Here is a 22,199-nt window from a genome sequence, read left to right on the forward strand (position 1 = left end):
CGTGCATCATTCCTAAACCACTATATAAATTCGCTAAACAAATTCTTAAGTCGTTCCATCAAACCCGTCTTCCGAGCGGTTTCCTGCGGTCCCGGCGCTTTGCTCCGGTTCGCGTTCTTCTTGGGACTTGCGCTGCTGCGGACCCGTATGTTCTTGATGACCTTCTGCAAAATCCCTACCCCGCCGGTAAAAGCTGGATCCCGGACGCCGATGAAATCCGGCACGGCAATCCGTACGGAGGCTTCCAGCTCCTGCTGCGCGATCTTAAGCAGTCCCGGCATAGACACGGTTCCGCCGATGAGGATATATCCTCCCGGTTGCTCACTGTAGCCAAGACGTTTCACTTCTTGACGAATCAGCTGAAAGATCTCTTGTACGCGAGGCTCCGCAATGGCGGCCAGATCCTCCTGCGTAAACTCCTTGTCCACATTGCTTCCGATCCGCGTCACCTTGAAGGTCACGTCCGACGCCGCGTCCTCGATTGCTGCGCAACCGTATTTCAGCTTCGCCTTTTCCGCGTGGTCCGTCAACGTCCGGAGCCCGTAAGCAATGTCGTTTGTTATAAATTCTCCCCCAATCGGAAGCGTGGATGTCGCTACGATCGTGCCGCTTTCGAATACAGCGATCGTTGTGGAGCCCGCACCGATATCCACCAGGACGGATCCCATCGTTTTTTCGTCTTTCGACAACGCCAGCTGTCCCGATGCTAACGACAGCAGTACCAGATCACGAACCTTAAGCCCGGCCTTCTCCACACAGCGAAGCAAGTTATGAATCGCCGTTTTGGATCCGGTAACAATCGTCGCTTCAACTTCCAGTCGTACGCCGATCATCCCCCGCGGGTCCGAAATCCCTTCCAGACCGTCCACGATATACTGCTTGGCTACAACATCGATAATCTCGCGCTCCGGCGGCAACGCAATAACTTCAGCTGCCTTAAGGACACGTTCGATGTCCTCTTCACCGATTTCTCGGTCTTCGTTCTGTACGGCTACAACCCCGTGGCTCGTTTGGAGTCCGATGTGATTTCCCGAAATGCCGACATACACTTCCGATATCTGAATATCTACCATCCGTTCCGCATGATCCACAGCGCTGCGAATCGATTGTACCGTCTGGTCAATATCTACAATCGCGCCTTTTCGTATTCCTTCCGAGTCGGCAGATCCAACCCCAATAATATTAAAGGTTCCATTACTAATTTCCCCAATAATAGCACGAACTTTGGATGTACCGATGTCCAAACTAACAATGATGTCATTGTTGCTCAAGCCCCTGGCACCTCCTATTTCCCCATCAAATATACTTACCGTGTTAGATTCACTATCTACTTAATTCAACGCCATTTAACCTTTCCCTCTTTTTTCTACAAATTTTTTGACTTCCAAGTTTTACATCCAATAGGCGGAAGTTCGTGATCCTACAGAATAGGATCCTGGCCATATCTGCAAAATTAGAAGAAAAAAGAGGGAGAACGCCAACTAGCCCATAAAATGTATTTTAACATTGTTTTTCAATCATGAGTAGTATCATTTTGTCCATCGTTCGCGTCCTCCTCCGCGGAGTACGGAACGTAAGAATCGGCATCAAGCAGGGTCAGCTTGCCGGGGTCTTGGGTTTGCAGAATTTCGTTCATGTATTCCGCTTTCTTAGCCAGAAGTGAGATCGCCGAGATGATTTCAAATTTGGACCTTGTGTACAGCTTAATCCGGTCCGGATAGGACAATGTCGGCGAAGGAACGATCTCGGAAATATCGGCGGTCAGCTCGTCCGGGATTTGCGACAACGTTCGGCAAAGTTTGACCAAGCTTTCGTCATCGGCCTTCCATCCCGTCAAGATCGGCTTGTCCACCGGCATGGAACCGTCCTTGAGCTCGATTCGCGTCCCGTTGGCGAGCAACCCTTGCAGTATGCCTTCCGCCGTCAACTCATAAGCCGCGATCGGATATTCCTCAATCCGAATCTTCACGCCGCCGGGAAAAGACTTGTCCACCTTCGCTTGCTGCACCGAAGGAATCTCCTCCAACTTGCGGGCGATATGATCCGCGCTGACCGCAAAGAACGGAGAACCGACCTGAAGACCGGAAACTCCCAAGAGTTCCGCTTCGGTAGTATACGTATTGCCTTCAAACGTAATCACGGAAATTTTACTAAGGGATGAACGGAAAAATAAGACACACAACAAGGCGAGGAACAACAAGATCAGAATAGTTTTGATTTTCCGGCCGCTTTTCTTCTTGGGCGCGGGTTCTTTTAGGACGGGTACGTTTGCTTTTGACATGTCATTTCTCCGCAACTTTCTGAATAAGTATTACAAAGCCTATTATCCCCTCCATGGGGAGGGGACAAAAGTTTAGGGCTATCGCCAAGGAAGGTTCGCGATACAGTCAGCCTTGGGATGTTAAGCCAGATCCAACTGCCGCATGGCGGGAGATTCGCGGCGCACCACGCCTCCTAAACGCTGAAACATCGTTTCAATCCGATCGTAACCGCGGTCGATATGATGAACCTGTTCGACTACCGTTTGGCCTTGGGCCGCCAAACCGGCGATGACCAACGCCGCCCCTGCACGCAAGTCGGTCGCTTCCACGGTCGCGCCGTAAAGCCGGGGAACCCCGCGAATAAACGCCGAATTCAAATCCACCGTAATATCGGCCCCCATGCGGACAAGCTCATCAACATGCTTGAACCGGCCTTCGAACACCGTCTCCTTCATGACGCTCAGACCCTCCGCTAAAGATAACAACACCATCACCTGAGATTGCAAGTCGGTAGGAAAGGACGGGTATGGTGAGGTGACAATCCGTTCCACCGCTTTGGGACGGCCTGCACTGCTCAACGTTATTATATCATCCGTCACTCCGATTTGAACACCGGCCCTCTTCAGCACATGCAGCAGAGATACCAAATGCGAAGGATTGCTATGGGTCAAAGTGACGCTGCCGCGAGTTGCGGCGACGGCGATCAGCGCAGTACCCGCAACGATCCGATCTGGGATAATCTCATAGTCACAAGGGAACAGTCGTTCCACACCTCTAACCGTAATCGTGTCGGTCCCCGCGCCGATAATGCTTGCGCCCATAGCATTCAAAAAGTTCTGCAAATCTTGAATTTCCGGCTCCCGCGCTGCATTGGTAATAATGGTGGTTCCTTCGGCCAACGCAGCAGCCATCATAATGTTCTCCGTCGCGCCAACGCTGGGGAAATCCAGATGGATGTCAGTGCCTACTAACTTGCCGGCCCTGCACCAAATTTGCTGATCATACTCCTCAATCTTCGCTCCTAAAGCTTCAAGTCCCTTCAAATGCAGATCGATTTTCCGTTCCCCGATCGCACACCCGCCCGGTTGATAGATACGCACTTCTCCGAAACGGGCAAGCAGCGGCCCCATCAAAAAGATAGAAGATCGCATCTGTTTCATCAAATCTTCCGGCACATGGCTGGAATCCGCTCCTGATGTATCGACGGTCACCGTATCTCCCAAATGGACGGCTCTGCAGCCTAGTCGACCGAGAATGCCTAACATGACATCAATATCGAGCAGGCGGGGGACATTTCGAAGTTGTACTTTGCCTTCCGCCAGCAGCGATGCGGCCAGAATCGGCAGTGCGGCATTTTTCGCTCCATGGATACGAATGGTTCCTGATAGGGGTTTCCCGCCTTCGATCACCAATTTGTCCAATGTATCACCTCCGAGTTTACCGTTCACCCACGAAGAAGACCTCCGGCACCAGCGCCACGTCGAACTTGCCTTGGACGGTGGCCTTAACTTGCTCCATGAGCGCAAGAACGTCCTCTGCTGTCGCTTGCCCGGTATTGACGATGAAATTGGCGTGCAGCGTGGATACTTCAGCCCCGCCGACTTTCGTCCCTTTGAGTCCCGCCGCTTCGATCAGCCTCGCGGCATGATCTCCTGGGGGATTGCGAAACACACTGCCTGCGCAAGGCTGCGTCAGCGGCTGCGTTTTACGACGGCGATCCTTGTAGGCCGCCATGGCCGCCGCGACTTCCAGCCGATCGCCCGCGGCAAGCGAAAAACATGCCTGTGCCACGATCCCTCGCTGTTCATGCAGGACGGAATGCCGGTAGGCAAACTTCATATCCTCCGCAGTGTATGTGACCAATTCACCTGTCTCCAGAACAATGTCAGCGGATTTAAATATACGTGACACATCGGACCCATGAGCACCGGCATTCATATAGACGGCGCCGCCGACCGTACCCGGGATTCCCCCGGCAAATTCCAGCCCGGTTAATCCTTCTTTGCCCGCCATGATGCTTAGTCGGACGACAGACGCGCCGCCTCCGGCGCAAACTTCCGCACCCGAGAAAGCAATCTGTTCCAGCCCAGCCCCCAACCGAATAACGCAGCCTCGGATGCCCTTGTCAGATACAAGGAGATTGGAACCTTTCCCGATGATCATCCACGGAATCCCCTCCGCATAGAGCAGACGCATCAGCTCCGCAAGCTGCTGGGAATTCTCCGGAACGACCATCGCGTCCGCCGGTCCGCCGATCTTCCATGTTGTATACTTTGACATCGGCTCATTCGGCAAGACCTCCAAGGCTTCCAGCCTGGTCAAATGTGATATCCACTGCTGCATCGTATAACCCTCCTTGACTTGTATGGCGGATTCCTTCGGCGTCCATCGCCGGGTGCCGCTGTTCCAAATCGGCAGTCAATGACTGCCGGAGCCCGGGTCCTGGGGGAGTTATATCCCTCCCCCGCTTGGTTGTCACGATTTATAGAGTATCTTATGCCTCCCTCACGGAGAGTGTGACAATCGCCCAGCCCCTGGAAACCAGGCTGTCCGCCGTTAGCTGCGACTTTGACCGTTTAGCGCCAGCCTCCGCAGCTCCTCTACAACGAGATGGGCGGAATCCGGTTTGCCCAGCGCACGAGAGGCAGTCGACATGGCGTTATGCCGCGGCAGATCATTCATGACGCGCTCAATAGACGCATATAGGCTGCCTCCCGTCAGTTCCGGTTCCAGAATCACCTCCGCCGCGCCAGAGTTCTCCAGCGTGCGGGCGTTTTTCTCCTGGTGGTTGTTCGTGACGTTTGGCGAAGGAATGAGGATCGCCGGGATACCCAGCGCCGTAATTTCCGCTAAAAAAGAAGCCCCTGCACGGTTTACGATCAGTGAGGTGCAGGCCAGAACTTCCGGCATGTTGTGCACATAAGGAAGCACCTGCAAATTGGCGGGCAAATCGCCCGTCTTCGCCTTGATCGCCTCCACCGTTGAGGCATAATAACTGTCCCCGGTCACGTAAACAAATTGCAAATGTTCTGATTGCTTTAGCAGCGGAGCCATCTGAACCATCGCCTCATTGATGGCTTTGGCGCCGCGGCTGCCGCCGACAACCAGCACGATAGAGCTAGACTCCGGCAAACCAAGGGTTTCGAAGCCTTTCCGTTTGTCGGCTGCACAAACGGTGGTTGCCCGAGGGTTACCCGTGTAAACGACATGGCGAGCCGAAGGAAAGGCGGAACCCGATCCCTCGAAGCTGACGGCAACCGTCGATACATATTTGCTCAAGAATCGGTTCGTCAAACCTGGAATCGCGTTCTGTTCGTGGATGATGCTGGGGATACCCAGCTTGGCCGCAGCGTAAACGACCGGACCGCAGACGTAACCACCTGTCCCGATCACGACGTCAGGCTTGAACGCTCTAAGCAATTTCTTCGAGGTTTGTACCCCTTTGAGAAACCGCAGGATCGTTTTCACATTATCGAACGACAGCTTCCGACGGAAGCCGGTAATATCAATCGCTTCAAATGGAATTCCCTGCTTGGGGACCAGCGAGCTTTCTAACCCGCGCTTGCCTCCAATATACAAAAATTCAGAACCGGGAATTTCCTCGGCGCATTGGCTGGCGACGGCTAACGCCGGGTAAATGTGTCCCCCGGTTCCGCCGCCGCTAAGTACGACGCGCATATCCTCACCTCGCGTAACGGGATAAATTAAGTAAAATGCCAAGCGCGGTCAGCATCAGCGTAAGCGACGATCCCCCGTAACTGATCAGCGGCAGCGTAATACCGGTGACGGGCATCAGACCGATGACCACGCCGATGTTAATCACCACCTGCACGCCAACCATGCCGACAATGCCGACGGCCAGCAAGCTGCCAAAGGTATCGTCGATCGTCATGGCCACGCGCATGCCGCGCCACACCAAGATTAAGAATAACAACAACACTAAGAGACCGCCGATAAAACCCAATTCCTCGGCCAGAATGGAGAAGATAAAGTCGGTTTGCGGCTCCGGAACGTAGCTGTATTTTTGCCGGCTCATTCCAAGCCCCAAGCCCGCCAAACCACCAGGTCCGATCGCATATAACGACTGGATGATCTGATAACCCGCGCCCAACGGATCCGACCACGGATCCAGGAAGGCGGTGATGCGCTGCAGTCGATAAGGAGCCGCCAGGATTAATCCGATGAACCCCACCACGCCCACAGCGGCCAAGCCGGCTAAATGCCGGATACGCGCGCCTGCGGTAAACACAATTAAAAGGGATGCGCCTAACATGACCGTGCCTGTCCCCAAATCGGGCTGCAGCATGATTAAACCGAAGGCAAGTCCGATGATCCCAAGCGGCGGCAGCAGTCCTTTGGTAAATTGTGTGATCTTGTAATCTTCTTTGCTAAGCCAATAGGATAGAAACAAAATCATGCCCAGCTTCATGAACTCGGATGGCTGGATGCCAAAGGAGCTGATCCCGAGCCAACTGCGCGCTCCGCCGCGCACGACCCCGATACCGGGAATCAGCACGATGACAAGCAAGGCAAAGCAGAGGACCAGCCCGATTTTGGCGTATTTCCGCAGCAGGCGGTAGTCCAAATTCATCATCAATACCATCGCGATCAATCCGAGTACGGCAAACAGCAGCTGTCTTTTGACAAAATAAAATGAATCGCCGTAATCATGGAAAGCGAGTACCGAACCCGCGCTGTATACCATCACGATTCCAATCGCCAGCAATCCGAGAATGCTGGCCGCCAGCCAAAAATCCGGCGCCGTACGGCTCTTGCCCATCGTGGATGCCACCTCTTGACAGAAAGTAGGGGCTTTTCCACCCCCCTACTTAAAGGGTATGCACCGCCTCTTTAAAAATGCGTCCACGCTCTTCATAGGAAGGGAACATATCCCAGCTTGCACATGCCGGGGAGAGTAGAACAACATCCCCTTCCTCCGCGAGGCCGGAAGCCTCCTTCAGCGCGGTACGCAGCGTTTCTGCGGCGCTGTCCATAGTATCGACCAGCACGATGTGTGCTAGACCCGCCAGCTCAGCAACTCTAGCGATTTTTTCCTTCGTCTGTCCGAGGGCAACAACGGCTTTCAGCTTCTCTTTGAAAACCGGCAGCAACTCCATATAATCAGAGCCCCGATCCAAACCGCCGGCAATCAGTACGATCGGCGCATGCAGCGCCCCCAGCGCCATCACCGTGGCCTTTGAATTGGTCGCTTTGGAGTTGTTGTAATACGCAACCCCCTGCTTCTCGTCCACGTACTCCAAGCGATGCTCGACGCCGCGGAAGTCCCGCAGCGGCTCGGCAAGCGCCTCGGGCGCGGCTCCCGCCGCAATCGACGCCGCGACGGCCGCCAGCGCGTTCTCGACGTTAAATCGCCCCGGCAAAGCGATCTCGGCGATATTCACGATGCTTCGCTCCTCGCCGTTCGCTCCGCGGTACATGATGCGGCGGGCCAATCCGTCCTCGACGTCCGGTATGTACGCGGGCTGCACATAGACGCCCTCCGATTTCAATTCCTCGGTCATCGAGAAGGGCATCAGCTTGGCATGAATGTATGGCACAAGCTCCCGACATACAGGGTCGTCCCAGTTGATGACGGCGCGGTCGGTTTCCCATTGGTTGGCGAACAGCTTGGCTTTGGACGAAATGTAATCATCCATCGTGCCATGGTAATCCAGGTGCGTTTCAGCGACATTCAACAGGCAAGCTACTTCCGGCCGAAACTCCCGTGTTCCCTTTAGTTGAAAGCTGCTCAGCTCAGCAACCAACCAGTTGTCTGCATCCGCCTCTTCGGCAGCCTCACACAGCGGGGTTCCGATATTGCCTGCGACAATGGGTCTCATCCCCGCGGCCTCCAGCATGTTGCCGATCCAAGTTGTCGTCGTCGTCTTCCCGTTGGAGCCGGTGATGCCAATCATAGGTGCCGGACTAAGCAGATAGGCTACCTCAACCTCGGTTACGACCTCAATGCCAAGCTCGAGCGCGTGAGCCACAGGAGGAGCGGTGTACGGGATCCCGGGATTCTTGACAACCAGCGAAACCCCTTCATGGATCAACCCTTCCGGGTGACCGCCGCATACAACAGAAATTCCCAAAGCCTCCAATTCGGATGCTTCGGGACACTGTTCTCTTTCCTTCTTATCGTTGACCGTAATGACGGCGCCATATTTGTGCAGGGTTTTGGCGACCTGAACGCCACTTCTCGCCAAACCGAGAACGACGACCTGGCGCCCCCGGTAATCTTCTGGATGATTCATCTTTTTACAACCCCTTGTTCAAGTAAAGTCCAATGACCGCCAATACGAGCCCGGCTGTCCAAAACGTAACAACGACACGCCATTCCGACCATCCGGACAACTCGAAATGATGGTGAATCGGACTCATTTTAAAAATCCGCTTGCCGCGTGTCTTAAATGAAATCACCTGAATGACGACAGACAGCATTTCGATGACGAAGATCCCGCCGACGATCAGGAACAGCAGCTCGGTTTTGGTGACGATCGAAATCGCGCCAATCGCTCCGCCGATACCCAGCGAACCGGTATCGCCCATGAACACCTTGGCCGGGTGGGCGTTAAATACGAGGAAGCCCAACACAGCGCCGATCATGGCTGCCGCACAAACTGCGGCCGGAAGCGAAGTCGCCTGCATGGCGATCACCGCAAACGCGCCGAGCGCAATCGCGCTGACGCCGGACAGAAGACCGTCCAACCCATCGGTAAAGTTCACGGCATTGGTCACCGCCATCATCATAAAGACGATAAACGGATAATAAAACCATGGGCCCCAATCTAAGTCTAGCTGTGTTCCCGGGACACCGATCGCCGTGCTATGGCCTTCCGAGATCAGCAAGGCGCACATGATTCCAGAGAACAGCAGCTGTCCGATCAGTTTCTGTCTGGGCGTGAGACCCAAAGACCGTTTAAATACGATTTTAATGTAATCGTCGAGAAAACCAACCAGCCCAAAGCCAAGCGTAGCGACCAAGAGCACATAAAAGTCGGTGTTCACAACCGAAAATTTCAGATAGGCTAGCGTAAACGCCAATAGGATAATGATGCCGCCCATCGTTGGCGTTCCGGCTTTTTTCAAGTGGCTTTGCGGCCCTTCTCCGCGGATTTGCTGGCCGAACTTGAGCCGTCTCAGCAGCGGTATCACCAGCGGAGCCGAGATGACCGCCAGAATAAAGGATACGCCGATCGTTAACAAGATAAGTCCAAAATCCATGGGATCCCCCCCTTTCGCTGGTATTAGGATGTCAGCTCGCTAGTTTTGATCGCTTCGACGACTTCTTCGAGTTTCATGCCTCGGGAAGCCTTAACCAAGACGACGTCCTGCGGATGCAGCAATGAAACCAGCTTGCGGATCAGTTCAGACTTATCAGTATATGCGAAAATACAGTCCGGGTCCATCTGTTTCTTGGCCCCTTCGGCGATCTGGCGGGAGAGCGGCCCGTAAGCAAACAGCAGATCCGCTTTACCCGGCGTCAACATCTCACCGATTCCGCGATGGTATTCCTCCTCGGAAGTGCCCAGCTCCAGCATATCGCCAAGCACGGCAACCTTCTTCCGGTATCCCTTCATATGATCCAATACGCCGATCGCCGCCTTCATAGAGGTCGGACTGGCGTTATATGCGTCATTCAGGATTGTAATGCCGCTTATGCCAACAACAACCTCGATCCGCATCCCGGTGAGCTCCACGTTACTGAAGCCTTCGCGGATTGCGACCTCGCTCACTTTGTAGTGACGGGCGATGGTAATTGCGGCGAGAGCGTTAGTAACGTTATGCTCGCCCAAGAGCGGCAGGTCAAACGGTGTCTCACCTTCGCTGCCATGCGGCGTAAACAATGTCCGATTGTCCGTAAAGAGGATGCCGGTTGGATAAGCGTCATTCTCCGGTTGAAGCCCAAAGGTGGCTGTTCGCAGTCCTTCCGGCTTCGCCGTGGACGGCTCGGCCAATACCCGAGGGATCAGAGGTTCGTCCCCATTGTACACGAACAGCCCCCCCGGCTTCATACCCGCCAGGATCTCCAGCTTGGCCCTTGTGATCTCTTCCCGTGAACCAAGCTGCTGCAGGTGGGATTCGCCAATGTTGGTGATTACCGCCGTTTCCGGTTCGCCCAGCTTCGAGAGCAGCTCGATTTCATGACGGCCGCTCATGCCCATCTCGAGCACGACGATCTCCGTTTCCTCCGGCATGGCCAGAAGCGTCAGCGGAAGGCCGATATGGTTATTAAAATTACCTTTGGTTTTATGCACTTTATAGGTTGTAGACAAAAGAGCGTAAACCAGGTCTTTGGTTGTTGTCTTCCCATTACTCCCAGTGATCCCAACCACCTTAGCCCCGGTCTCTGTCAAATACGATTTGGCCAGCGCTTGCAGCGCGATTAGCGTATCGTCCACGAGCACGGCCGGACCTGGCGGCGTTCCCTTTGATCGTGCCCAGAGGCAAGCGCCCGCCCCAGCCTGTAAGCAGTCCGCAGCGAAATCATGGCCATCGAACCGTTCTCCCGCCAGCGGTACAAACAAACAGCCTGCCGTTATTTGCCGGGAGTCTGTAACCACGCCCTGCACCAGGATGCCGGCATCGCCCGCCTCCCGAATCTGTCCGCCGCACATTGCGGCAATTTCCGCTAAGTTTCTTCTAATCACTTTGCCAAACCCCTTATCGCTTCTTTTGCTACGATTCGATCGTCAAAATCGAGCACCTTGGATCCGATCAATTGGTAGGTCTCATGTCCCTTCCCCGCAATCAATACTACATCCTCACGGCTTGCCATTTCAATAGCCTTTTGGATGGCTTCACGGCGGTCGACGATCAGCTCGTAACGCGCTTGATCTACGCCGTCGTCGATGAGTCCCTGCTCGATATCCCGCAAGATCGCATCCGGATTTTCAGTCCGCGGATTGTCGGAGGTGATCATGACCTGCTGCGCGTATTTCGCGGCAATGCGACCCATAATCGGTCGTTTCGTGCGATCTCGGTCCCCGCCACAGCCGAATACGCAAATGACCCGTCCTTTAGCGAATTCATTTACCGTGCGCAACACATTCTCCAAGCCGTCCGGGGTATGGGCGTAATCGACGATCACGGCGAATTCTTGACCTTCGTCAACCGCCTCCACCCGTCCCTCAACGCCTTTGACGGACTCCAGACTGGCTTTGATCTGCTCCAGCGGAATGCCCTCCAGCAATGCTGCAGAAATGGCCGCCAGCGCATTGTAGACATTAAACTTGCCAACCATCCGCAAGGAGATATCCGCGCTGCCGCTGAACGTATCAACATGGAAGGACGTCCCGCGAGCGGTGATGGAAATCTCCGAGGCTCGCACATCCGCCTCTTGCTCCACCCCATACGTGATCACTTCCGCCGCCGTTTGTTTAGCAAAATATGCACTTGCCGAGTCATCTGCGTTCAGCACCGCATAGCTGCGCTCCTCCGAATTCTCCGCATACGTATTGCCAAGCCGGGAGAAGAACAACGCCTTGGCCCCTCGGTAATCCTCCATCGTTTTATGATAATCCATATGATCCTGGGTCAAGTTCGTAAATACAGCGGTACGGAAGCGGGTCCCTTTGACGCGGCCCTGGTCCAGCGCATGAGAGGAAACCTCCATGACACAATATTCTCCGCCGCCTTCGGCCATGTCATACAAATAATGTTGCAGTTCAAGCGATTCCGGCGTCGTCCCTGTCATGGGGTAGGTCTGCCCGGCGAACCGGCGCTGGATCGTGCCGATTAACCCCGTTTCCCGGCCCTGATCCTGCAAAATCCGCTCGATCAGATAAGTTGTGGTCGTCTTACCGTTTGTACCGGTCACGCCGATCACTTTCAATCGGGAGCTCGGCGCACCGAAGAATACGCCTCCGAGTACGGCCATTGCCAGCCGGCAGTCCTTCACCTTGAGCTGCGGCAGCCCGGCGTCGTCCAGCCAACGTTCCACCACAAGCGCAGCCGCACCTTGCTCAGCAGCCTGCCGGGCATAATCATGACCATCCACCGTATGGCCGGGAAGGCAGATAAACAAATCCCCCGGCTCTACTTTCCGGGAATCGATGGCGATTCCCGTGCAGGATGTTTCCCCGTCCCCTTGTATCTGCGAAGCCATTAAATAAGTTGCCAGTTCCTTAAGCAGCATAGGATACCCCTCCGTCTTTCAACTACGTGCTCTGTGAGTTGATTCATGCATCTAACCGAAATTTCAATTCAATCAACTTAAGAGCTAACACTTACTTATATTATCACCAAAAATTGCTCAGTTCAGGAATATTATTCACTTGTGATCGGATTATGATCATGTTGTTGTTCTGCTTCAGCTTCGCTGCCCATGTAGATGCGGATGGTAGAGCCCTTCTCCACCCGGGATCCCGCCTTCGGTGCTTGATTTAACACCACGTTGCCGGCTCCGGATCTCGCCAGATTAAAGTTCATGTTTAGATCCTCATAGATTTCCTGCGTCGTGTGGCCGATCAAGTCCGGTACCGTAACGATCGGCGTCTCTCCGTATTTATATTTCTTCGTGACCTGCTGCTGACGAGGCGGTACCTTCATATATTCCAGCGCATCCTCCATGATGTTGCGTACGATCGGCGCGGCCACCACGCCGCCGAACTGGATCCCCTGCGGGTTATCCACCGCGGTATAAACGACGATTTGCGGATCGTCCGCAGGCGCAAAGCCGATAAACGAAACGATATGTTCATTTTGCGAATACCGTCCGTTCACGACCTTTTGCGCCGTCCCCGTCTTCCCGCCGACTCGGTAGCCATCAATAAATGCGTTCCCGCCTGTTCCGTTGGCTACGACGCTTTCCAACGCGGTGCGGATCTGCTTGGACGTTTCCTCTGAGATCACCTGCCGCACCAACTGCGGTTTCGTCTCGGAAACGACTTCGCCCGTATCCGGATTCGTCCACGACTTGGCGACAAAGGGCTTAAACAGCTTACCGCCGTTAATCGCTGCGGACACCGCGGCGATCTGTTGAATCGGGGTTACCGATACGCCTTGCCCGAACGAGGTCGTCGCCAACTCGACCGGACCTACTTGAGGCAACTTAAACAAAATCCCGTTTTCTTCCCCATTCAGATCTATCCCCGTTTTGCTGCCGAACCCGAAGTTTTTGATGTACTGGAACAACGTTTCCTTGCCCAGCCGTTGACCCAACGCCACAAAACCAGGGTTGCAGGAGTTCTCTACAACTTGAAGGAACGTTTGGCTGCCGTGGCCGCCTTTCTTCCAGCAGCGGAGGGTCGCTCCGCCGACCTTGACATAACCGGGATCGAAAAAGCGGTCATTTAACAGATCCACCTTCTTCTCTTCCAATGCCGCCGCCAGCGTGATGATCTTGAACGTGGAACCCGGTTCGTACGTCATCCATATCGGAAGATTTCGGTTATATACCGCTGAGTCATATTCCTGGTAGGCTCCCGGCTCGTATCCCGGTCTGGCGGCCATGCCGAGGATTTCTCCCGTCTTCGGATTCATCGCGATCGTCAAAGCCGAATCGGCTTGCAGCCGGTCCATGGCCTGATCCAGCTCACGTTCGATAATACTCTGAATCGTCTTGTCGATCGTCAGGTTGAGATTCAAGCCGTCCTTCGGCTCCACGTATTTCTCTGAGGAGCCCGGCATTAATCGCCCGCCGGCGTCGGACAAATAAGATACGCTGCCGTTCATCCCGCTGAGCAGGCTGTCGTATTTGCTTTCCACACCGGTCAACCCCTGATTGTACCCACCGGTGAAGCCCAAAATATGAGCGGCCAGTCCGCCAAATGGGTAGTAGCGCTTGTTATCTTCAGCGACAACAATACCCGGAAGAGCTAAATCACGAATTTGCTGTGCTTTTTCCATCGTAATTTTGCGTCCGCCGGGTTGCAGCCTGACTATGGATTGTCTCTTGGTGATCGACTTCAGAACCGATTCCTCGGTCATCCCAAGCAGCGGCGCCAGGCTCTTGGCCGTTTGCTCCGGACTCTTAATCTGCACCGGAATGGCCATCACCGTTGGCGTCGTAATATTATAAGCGAGCACGTTGCCGTTACGGTCGCTGATTTCACCGCGTTTTGCCGAATAAGGAATATTTCGGCGCCAGGAGTCCTCCGCTTTGGCGGATAATTCGGCGCCTTTTCCGATCTGAACGTAGGCAAGACGTACGGCCAAAGCCGCAAACAGCAAACACAACACCATTAACAGCCAGAACAATCTTCGTCTGACAGTAAACTTGGATACTTTCACAGGTCGCCCCCCTAACCATCCTGACACATCATCATGATTGTACTCATCACATGACTATTCAGGACAACCAGGGGTTAGAACAAGCTATGGCGAGTCCAGGGCCGCTTCTTCACCGTTAGCATTGCCTGTTCCATCGTCATCGCCGGTATCTTCCGCCTGACCATCGTCGGCCGAAGCTTCCTCCTTGTCAGGAGGTTCTAGTGTAAGAACGACACGTCTTCCCCCGTTTTCATTAACGACTTCCTGTGAAACGACATACCCTTCACCTTCCGCTGTAACCGGAATCTGCAGCACCGACAACAACTCCATGGCGTCACGCAGCGATTCGCCTTGCAGGTTCGGCACATTGATGTCCGATCCCTTCTCCGTGAGTAGGTAAACGAATTGCCCGACTTTGAGCGTACTGCCCGCCTTCGGGAATTGAGAGATGATTTCCGTCCCTTTCCCATAAGTGGCGTAGGAAATACCGCTTGCCGACAGCTTGTCTTTGGCCTGCTGGACCGCTAGTCCGCCCACATCAGGCACCTTAGGCCCCGTAGTTGTACTCTTCGAATGGGTATTGGCCGCGCCACCTTCGATTTTTTTCGGAACCCCCATGTATTGCAGCGTTTGATTCACGATCTTCTTGAATACCGGAGCAGCAGCGGTCCCCCCGCCCAGCTCGGAATCCTTCGGTTCGTCGATCAAGACGATGACCGCGATTTTCGGATCATTCACCGGCGCATAACCGATAAACGAAACAACCTGCTTCGTATAATCATATTGCCCATTCACAACTTTCACCGCGGTCCCGGTCTTGCCGGCAACCCGGTAGCCGTCAATATAGGCGTGGCGTCCGGTCCCGATCTTTTGGTCCGATACCACTTGTTCCAAATAGGTACCGACTTCTTTCGCTTTATCCGGAGTGAGGATCTGCTGAATCACTTTGGGTTTGGTGTCGATCGCTTCGCCGGTTTGCGGATCCGTAATCGACTTCACGATATGAGGCTCCATCAGCTTTCCGCCATTAGCGATAGCCGATACCGCTACGATTTGCTGCAGCGGAGTAACGAGCAGCTTACCGTGACCGTATGCCATCGCCGCAAAGTCAGCTTGCTGTACCGGATCCACAATCCCTTTGGATTCACCCGGCAGCTCGATGCCGGTTTTTTTCCCGAATCCAAATTGGTCGACGTAGGTCTTCAGCCGTTCCGGTCCAAGCATTTCATAGCCCAGCTTGACAAAGGCGACGTTACTGGAGCGCTTAACGCCCTCCAAATAGCTGATCTCGCCCCAGCCGGCACGCTTCAAGTCATGGATCGTTTGTCCCGGTACCCGGATGCTCCCGGATTTGTACGTGGCGTTCGGGTTGAACAAGCCGTCCTGCACCGCTCCGGCCAAGGTCACGATTTTAAAGGTGGAACCCGGTTCGTAGACCGACTTGATCGCATGGTTGTAGAAATTCTTCTGATCAACGTCCGCCCAATATTCGTTCGGGTTATATGTAGGCATATTGGCCATGCCGAGAATTTCCATCGTGTTCGGATCGGCTGCAATAACCGTCATACTGATCGGCTGCAACTGATCGTAAGCTTCTCTCATCGCCTGTTCAATATAATACTGGATCGTATAATCGATCGTGAGCTTCAGGTTCTTCCCGTTTTTCGCCGGCGTATAAATCTCACTCGCCTTCGGGATTTCAATTCCGCGGCCGTCGCGCTTATATTCGATCGAACCGTCAATGCCTTTCAACTGTTCGTCGTAGAAGGCTTCCAGTCCGGATACGGCCTTGCCTTCCCGGTCGAGGTAGCCTAATACGTGAGAAGCCAGACTATGATTCGGATAATACCGTTTCTGATCCTTGATGATATAAATGCCGACGTCTTGCATGTCTTGATGTTTTTCCTTCAGCTCGCCAATAAAGGCCTGAACCTGGTCTCTTAAGTCTTGGTCAATTTTCCAACCTTCATTCCGAACTTCGCGTTGCGTAAAATACTCGCCGGATTCCTTCTTGGCGTTTACAATGTCCCGCAGCTCACTTTCGTTCTTCCCGAGGACTTTGCCAAGTCCTTCAACCACCTCGTCCTGAAGGTCGTATTTGTTAATGATTTCAGGATTGACGGCCACCGTATAAGCCGGGGCATCCACCGCCAATACGTCACCGTTCCGATCGGTGATCGTTCCCCGTGTCGCCGGCAGCGGCTTCTTGGTCGACCACAGTTCCTCCGCATGCGCCTGCCAAAAGTCAGCCTGCACCACCTGCAACCAAAACGCTCTACCCATCAATACAGCAAAAAAGAGGGTTATACATCCCCCTATCAGCAGTGTTCGAAGCTTTATTCGCTTGATCATGGCAAAACCTCTTTAGACTTTATTTCTTGGCCGTAGCCACACCATCCGCCGCAGCCGCCGATTCGGTGTCCGGGTTGACGCCGTCATTCACATTAGTCCCTGCAGGAACTCGAACGTGGAACCCTTCTACCTCCGGCTGTACATAACCGAGCTCATTCGCCTTCACCGGAATCTGTTCCTCCAGCTTCTCCTTCTGGATCGTCAATTCCTTCACTTCGGCGTTAATGGCTTGAATGTCCGTATTCAAATTAAACATTTGACGCTTGATGTTGTAAAGTGACACATTTTGCCATAACAATCCGCCCATCACCGCCACACAAAACATTACTGTCATCATATACAAAAGCTTCTCACGAACCGGCAGCGGCGATCGGCGGGTGACCACCTTCGTCGTTTCCCGGTAACGCTGCGTTGGATAGCTGCGTTCCGCTTGTTTCTCTTTAACTGCCAGATTTCCTCGCGTATAAGCCATTTACGATACCCCCACACCAGTTTGCAATTTCTCCGCCACACGCAATTTCGCCGAGCGGGCCCGCGGATTTTCGTCTAGTTCCCGCTCCGACGGGACTAACGGTTTCCGATTAATCAATTTGAGTGAACCTTTGCCTCCGCACACGCACATCGGAAAGTCGGGAGGGCAAGTGCATTTCTCTACATAGCTGGCAAAAATCTGCTTACAGATTCGGTCCTCGAGCGAATGGAAGGTGATGACCGAAGCCCGGCCTCCCGGCGCTAAACAGCGGATCGCTGCGTGCAGCCCTTCCTCGAAAGCCCCCAGCTCGTCGTTAACCGCGATGCGCAGTGCCTGAAAGCTGCGTTTGGCCGGATGTCCTCCCGTCCGCCTTGCGGCCGCCGGGATCCCTTCCTTGATCAGCTCGACAAGCTGTTCCGTCGTTTCGACCGGCTCCTGTTCACGCCGTTCCACGATAACCTTGGCGATTCTTCTGGAGAATTTCTCCTCGCCGTATTGAAACAAAATACGAGCAATTTCGCGTTCCGGCCACGTATTGACGATCTCCCGCGCCGTCAGCGACGCGGATTGATCCATTCTCATATCTAGCCGCGCGTCCGCGTTATAGCTAAATCCCCGCTCCCCCTCATCAAATTGGGGAGAGGAAACACCGAGGTCGAACAATACGCCGTCTATTTGGGGAACCCCGTTTAACTGTGGCACTCCCTCGATCTCCAGCAGTTTTTGCTCGATATAGCGAAAATTGCTTTTTACCAAAGTTAACTTGTCCGCGTAGTCTGCGAGCCGCTCTTTGGCATTGTCCAGCGCCCAGTCATCCTGATCGAAAGCGATCAATCTTCCGCCTGGACCCAGCTTGGACAAAATCACGGAGCTGTGACCGCCGCCCCCTAGCGTACAATCCACATAAATGCCGTCCGGCTTGATGCGCAGCCCTTCTGTCGCTTCTTCTTTGAGTACCGTGATGTGATGGAACAAGACTTACGCCCCCAAACCTGATTTCATTTTAAAGAGGTTGTTCAAAAGTCATCTCGACAAGCTGACTTTTTGAACACGCACTTAAAGATCGAAGTTGAAATCGACCAGTTTTTCCGCAATTTCGTTAAACGTATCCTCCGACTGCTGGAAGTATTGCTCCCACGTGTCTTTACTCCAGATTTCTACCCGGTTCGACACGCCGAGAACAACGCAATCCTTCTCCAGTTTGGCATACTGCCTTAAAGTACCTGGTAAGTTTACCCTTCCCTGTTTATCCCATTCGCATTCCGTCGCTCCCGAGAAAAAGAAGCGTGTAAACGCGCGGGCGTCGGATTTCATCAGCGGTAAAGCTTTCAGCTTCTGCTCCAGCACTTCCCATTCCTGCATTGGATATACGAAAAGGCACTGGTCCAAGCCGCGGGTAACAACGAAAGAGCTACCGAGGAGATCACGAAACTTAGCCGGTATGATAATCCGGCCTTTATCGTCAATGCTATGTTGAAATTCCCCCATAAACATTGGTGACTCACCCCTTACCTCTTTCCCCCACTTTGCACCACTTTACACCACCGTGATATGTAACTATTCCACATTGGAGGGGAAAATCCTTCTAGTGTTCATATTTTTTTTTGAACCGGGGTTGGCGTGACTTGCAAAGGTTGGCAGCGATCGCCAAATCACGACAAAAAGGACTATCCCGGCAGATTCCTCTGCCCGAGATAGTCCCTTTTTCTGAATTAACGGTAAAAGCTACCGTTATTATTTTCATCCATCCGCTTTTTCAGCGAATGAACAGGAATTTGTACCGTTATTTCCATCAAAATGGCCTGACTTTGCCCATTCCGCAATTTAGCGGTAGGATTTACCGTTAATTATCATCTGCCGGCGGAAAAGCCACGATTAGCGGTACGAATTACCGTTAAGGCCTAAAGGCCCAAACAAACCGAATTAATGCTCTTGCCAGCTTTCCAGGTAAGCGCGCTGCTCGGCGGACAATGCATCTATATTTACGCCCAGGCTTTCCAGCTTGAAGCGGGCTACCTGCTCGTCCAGCTCGTAAGGGACGTTGACGACCGTTTTGCCGATTTCCTTATACCGGTCATTGACGTATTTCAGGGACAACGCTTGAAGCGCAAATGTCATGTCCATGATTTCGGCCGGATGCCCGTCGCCTGCAGCCAAATTGACCAAACGGCCTTCGGCGAGCAGATACATTTTGCGTCCGTCCTTCAGATGGTATTCCTCGATGTTGCGGCGTACGGTGCGTATCGATACGGAACGTTCCGCAAGTTCCGGCTTGTTCACTTCCACATCGAAGTGACCCGCATTGGACAGAATTGCGCCGTCCTTCATGACATCATAGTGTTCCCCGCGGATCACATCACGATTACCGGTGACAGTAACGAAGAAATCACCCACCTTCGCTGCTTCCAGCATCGGCATCACTTGGAAGCCATCCATGACGGCTTCGACTGCTTTGATCGCGTCGATTTCCGTGACGACAACGTTCGCGCCAAGGCCTTTAGCCCGCATCGCTACGCCTTTGCCGCACCAGCCGTAGCCAACCACAACGACGGTTTTGCCGGCAACCACCAGATTCGTTGTCCGGTTAATCCCGTCCCACACCGATTGACCCGTCCCATAGCGGTTGTCGAACAGATATTTGCAATAAGCATCATTCACCGCGACCATTGGGAATTTGAGTTGCCCTTCTTTGTCCATCGCTTTGAGCCGCAAAATCCCGGTCGTTGTCTCTTCAGCGCCGCCCCGCACATTCTCCAGTAAATCCGTCCGTTCCGAATGTAAAATCGTAACCAAATCGCCGCCGTCGTCGATAATCAAATCCGGTTTCGTTTCGAGCGATTTAATCAACAACGCCTTGTATTCCTCCGGCGCTGGATTATATTTGGCATATACGGTCACGCCATCTTCAACCAATGCCGCGCAAACATCGTCCTGCGTCGACAACGGATTACTCCCGGTGATCGTCACCTCGGCACCGCCTGCTTGCACGACCTTAGCTAAATAAGCCGTCTTCGCTTCCAAATGAAGCGAGATCGTAACCTTTAGTCCCTTAAAAGGCTGCTCAGCTTCGAATTGTTTACGGACCCGGTTTAACACCGGCATATGGGCTTCCACCCAGTCGATCTTCAAATGTCCCTCCGGCGCAAGCCTCAAATCGGTAATGATGCTGTTCTGAATCGCTTCCGAACTCATATACGTCTCCTCCTATAAATAGATAATTCGATGTTTGCCAGTCAACTCATAAGGAATATCCATCAGCTCTTCGATCCAATCCAACCCATACCGGTTCAAAGCCTCAAAGAGATTGTAAACTCTCTCCTGCGGCTTGTTCAAGGGGAACAGCGATAATTGAATCCGGTCAAAATGCCGCAAGCCGGTCTCGTGGATTTTCTCCAGTGCATCCTTCGCCTTGCCGCGTAAATATTCGATTTGGTCCAGGATCTTGTCCCGGTTCACCGCCCCAAGTCGGGACAGACCACTTTGGACCCCTGAAAGCTCCTCAAGGAGCGGCTCGTACAGTTCGCCAAACGCAGCTATGACTTCATTAAACCGTTGATCAACCTGCATGCGCTCCTGGGAAGCAAGCCAGGTCTCGCGTTTGCGCTGGAACACCTCGGGATCCTTTACATCATTCCAGCTAATCTGATATTTCTCCATATACTTCTGCAACGTTCCGTCTACCACGGTAAAAGCTTCTCGAGGCAGCAGCAGCGGCATTTTAAGCCCCAGCTTATGGAATGCTTTGCGCGTCAGCCCCCAGTAAGCAATCTCGCCGGGACCCAGCACCGAACCGAGGACGGGCAGCAAGCTGTCCTGCATTAACGGACGAGTCAGTACGTTATTGCTGAACCGCTCCGGATGTTCCCGAAGCTCGCCCAGCAGTTCGTCCGCCGTGAAGGTAACCTTGCCCTTGCGATCTTCAAACCGGCCATTTCGTTTAAACAGCAGCAAACGTTCCCGCTCGCTTATGTAGAATAAATTGGCCCCGCCTTCTACCACCTCCGCGGACGGCTCATATCCCAAGCCCGCCATATCGCGTACCGTCTCATGGTAAGACATCTCCAGCTCATCATTTTGACGGATCATCCGCTCAAACACAGGGACTTCCAGCCGGCGTAATTCAGGATCCGAGGAGTCCAGAAGTACCAAACCATGCTTTCCGAATAAGGCCCCCATCAACTTAGCAAAATATGCTGTCAGGTTATCCGCATCCTCTTTACAACATCGTACCAGTTCCAAGATACCCGCCTTATGCTCGCTGTCTGGAAGCAGTTGCTCCAATTCGGACACAGCCTTCTCCCAAGCTTCGGCCGTTACCTTGGTGAAACTGACCGGCAGCCGATCCATCGCCCCGCGGTGCAATCGAATCCGACGCACCTGCAAATCCGGCGATAACACATAAGCATGGTTTACCTCGTCCCAATCATGATCCTCGCCGGCAATCCAGAATACCGGCACAACCGGACGTTTTAACCGATCCGAAGCCACTTTCGCCGCTTTGAGGATCGTCACGGCTTTATAGACCACGAGCAGCGGACCGGTGAACAACCCGCTTTGCTGACCGCCAACGATCACCGCCGTACCGGGCTGCTCCAGCTGAGCGATCGCTCGTTCGACGGCCGGGTCCGAATTATAACGTCCGTTATATTCACGTAACCGGGCGGCCAAAGCCTTCCGATCTACTCGCGTATGCTCCGTTTGATCTAACCAAGCGGCCCGTTCAGCCCAACTTTCTGACTGTCCCGGGTCACTTTCATATAACAGCTCAACCGCGGAGAACTGGTTGACATATACTTCAGCCAGCGGCCCCGCGAATGACAGTTGTTCTTGAACGACATTCATCAGGTAGCGTCCTCCTGTCTGCATCAAAACCTTCCTTGATTGTACCGGATGTCCGGCCG

Annotated in this window: 17 protein-coding genes; all 17 read right to left on the reverse strand. The window is 53.5% G+C overall.

Annotated features, from left to right (window positions below; all coding sequences use genetic code 11):
• Positions 1 to 20: 20 nt before the first annotated feature.
• Positions 21 to 1,271, reverse strand: a complete 1,251-nt coding sequence (gene ftsA, locus M0651_RS11655; RefSeq protein WP_248551916.1) for a cell division protein FtsA — start codon at positions 1,269 to 1,271, stop codon at positions 21 to 23.
• A 242-nt stretch (positions 1,272 to 1,513) separates the two neighbouring features.
• Positions 1,514 to 2,281, reverse strand: a complete 768-nt coding sequence (locus M0651_RS11660; protein ID WP_248551917.1) for a cell division protein FtsQ/DivIB — start codon at positions 2,279 to 2,281, stop codon at positions 1,514 to 1,516.
• Between the two features lie 120 nt (positions 2,282 to 2,401).
• Positions 2,402 to 3,682: a UDP-N-acetylglucosamine 1-carboxyvinyltransferase gene (murA, locus tag M0651_RS11665; protein ID WP_248551918.1), complete on the reverse strand. Its 1,281-nt coding sequence runs from the start codon at positions 3,680 to 3,682 to the stop codon at positions 2,402 to 2,404.
• Positions 3,683 to 3,698: 16 nt separating this feature from the next.
• Complete coding sequence (murB, locus tag M0651_RS11670) at positions 3,699 to 4,604, reverse strand: UDP-N-acetylmuramate dehydrogenase (protein WP_248551919.1); 906 nt, start codon at positions 4,602 to 4,604, stop codon at positions 3,699 to 3,701.
• Between the two features lie 213 nt (positions 4,605 to 4,817).
• Positions 4,818 to 5,939, reverse strand: coding sequence for an undecaprenyldiphospho-muramoylpentapeptide beta-N-acetylglucosaminyltransferase (gene murG, locus M0651_RS11675; RefSeq protein ID WP_248551920.1), 1,122 nt, complete (start codon positions 5,937 to 5,939; stop codon positions 4,818 to 4,820).
• Positions 5,940 to 5,943: 4 nt separating this feature from the next.
• The gene (gene spoVE, locus M0651_RS11680) at positions 5,944 to 7,041 is read right to left on the reverse strand and encodes a stage V sporulation protein E (protein WP_248551921.1); all 1,098 of its coding nucleotides are present in this window, start codon (positions 7,039 to 7,041) and stop codon (positions 5,944 to 5,946) included.
• Between the two features lie 49 nt (positions 7,042 to 7,090).
• Positions 7,091 to 8,515: a UDP-N-acetylmuramoyl-L-alanine--D-glutamate ligase gene (gene murD / locus M0651_RS11685; RefSeq protein ID WP_248551922.1), complete on the reverse strand. Its 1,425-nt coding sequence runs from the start codon at positions 8,513 to 8,515 to the stop codon at positions 7,091 to 7,093.
• A 4-nt stretch (positions 8,516 to 8,519) separates the two neighbouring features.
• The gene (gene mraY / locus M0651_RS11690; protein WP_248551923.1) at positions 8,520 to 9,485 is read right to left on the reverse strand and encodes a phospho-N-acetylmuramoyl-pentapeptide-transferase; all 966 of its coding nucleotides are present in this window, start codon (positions 9,483 to 9,485) and stop codon (positions 8,520 to 8,522) included.
• Between the two features lie 23 nt (positions 9,486 to 9,508).
• Entirely contained in the window at positions 9,509 to 10,912 is a 1,404-nt protein-coding gene (locus M0651_RS11695; RefSeq protein WP_248551924.1) for a UDP-N-acetylmuramoyl-tripeptide--D-alanyl-D-alanine ligase, read from the reverse strand.
• Positions 10,909 to 12,399: a UDP-N-acetylmuramoyl-L-alanyl-D-glutamate--2,6-diaminopimelate ligase gene (locus tag M0651_RS11700; protein WP_248551925.1), complete on the reverse strand. Its 1,491-nt coding sequence runs from the start codon at positions 12,397 to 12,399 to the stop codon at positions 10,909 to 10,911. Before M0651_RS11700 ends, M0651_RS11695 begins: the two co-directional genes overlap by 4 nt.
• Positions 12,400 to 12,530: 131 nt before the next feature.
• Positions 12,531 to 14,495, reverse strand: a complete 1,965-nt coding sequence (locus tag M0651_RS11705) for a stage V sporulation protein D (RefSeq protein WP_248551926.1) — start codon at positions 14,493 to 14,495, stop codon at positions 12,531 to 12,533.
• An 84-nt stretch (positions 14,496 to 14,579) separates the two neighbouring features.
• The gene (locus M0651_RS11710) at positions 14,580 to 16,826 is read right to left on the reverse strand and encodes a penicillin-binding transpeptidase domain-containing protein (RefSeq protein WP_248551927.1); all 2,247 of its coding nucleotides are present in this window, start codon (positions 16,824 to 16,826) and stop codon (positions 14,580 to 14,582) included.
• A gap of 19 nt (positions 16,827 to 16,845) precedes the next feature.
• Positions 16,846 to 17,298 carry a hypothetical protein gene (locus tag M0651_RS11715; protein ID WP_248551928.1) on the reverse strand — a complete coding sequence of 151 codons (453 nt, stop codon included), beginning with the start codon at positions 17,296 to 17,298 and terminating at the stop codon, positions 16,846 to 16,848.
• Positions 17,299 to 18,273: a 16S rRNA (cytosine(1402)-N(4))-methyltransferase RsmH gene (gene rsmH / locus M0651_RS11720; RefSeq protein WP_248551929.1), complete on the reverse strand. Its 975-nt coding sequence runs from the start codon at positions 18,271 to 18,273 to the stop codon at positions 17,299 to 17,301. It lies immediately after the preceding gene.
• 81 nt (positions 18,274 to 18,354) lie between these two features.
• Positions 18,355 to 18,792: a division/cell wall cluster transcriptional repressor MraZ gene (gene mraZ, locus M0651_RS11725; RefSeq protein ID WP_059044096.1), complete on the reverse strand. Its 438-nt coding sequence runs from the start codon at positions 18,790 to 18,792 to the stop codon at positions 18,355 to 18,357.
• A 429-nt stretch (positions 18,793 to 19,221) separates the two neighbouring features.
• A complete protein-coding gene (locus M0651_RS11730) occupies positions 19,222 to 20,490 on the reverse strand; it encodes an adenosylhomocysteinase (protein ID WP_248551930.1) in 1,269 nt (422 codons plus the stop codon).
• A gap of 12 nt (positions 20,491 to 20,502) precedes the next feature.
• The gene (gene bshC, locus M0651_RS11735; protein WP_248551931.1) at positions 20,503 to 22,140 is read right to left on the reverse strand and encodes a bacillithiol biosynthesis cysteine-adding enzyme BshC; all 1,638 of its coding nucleotides are present in this window, start codon (positions 22,138 to 22,140) and stop codon (positions 20,503 to 20,505) included.
• Between the last annotated feature and the right edge of the window lie 59 nt (positions 22,141 to 22,199).

The sequence above is a fragment of the Paenibacillus mellifer genome, from assembly GCF_023195895.1.
Lineage (GTDB): Bacteria > Bacillota > Bacilli > Paenibacillales > Paenibacillaceae > Fontibacillus > Fontibacillus mellifer.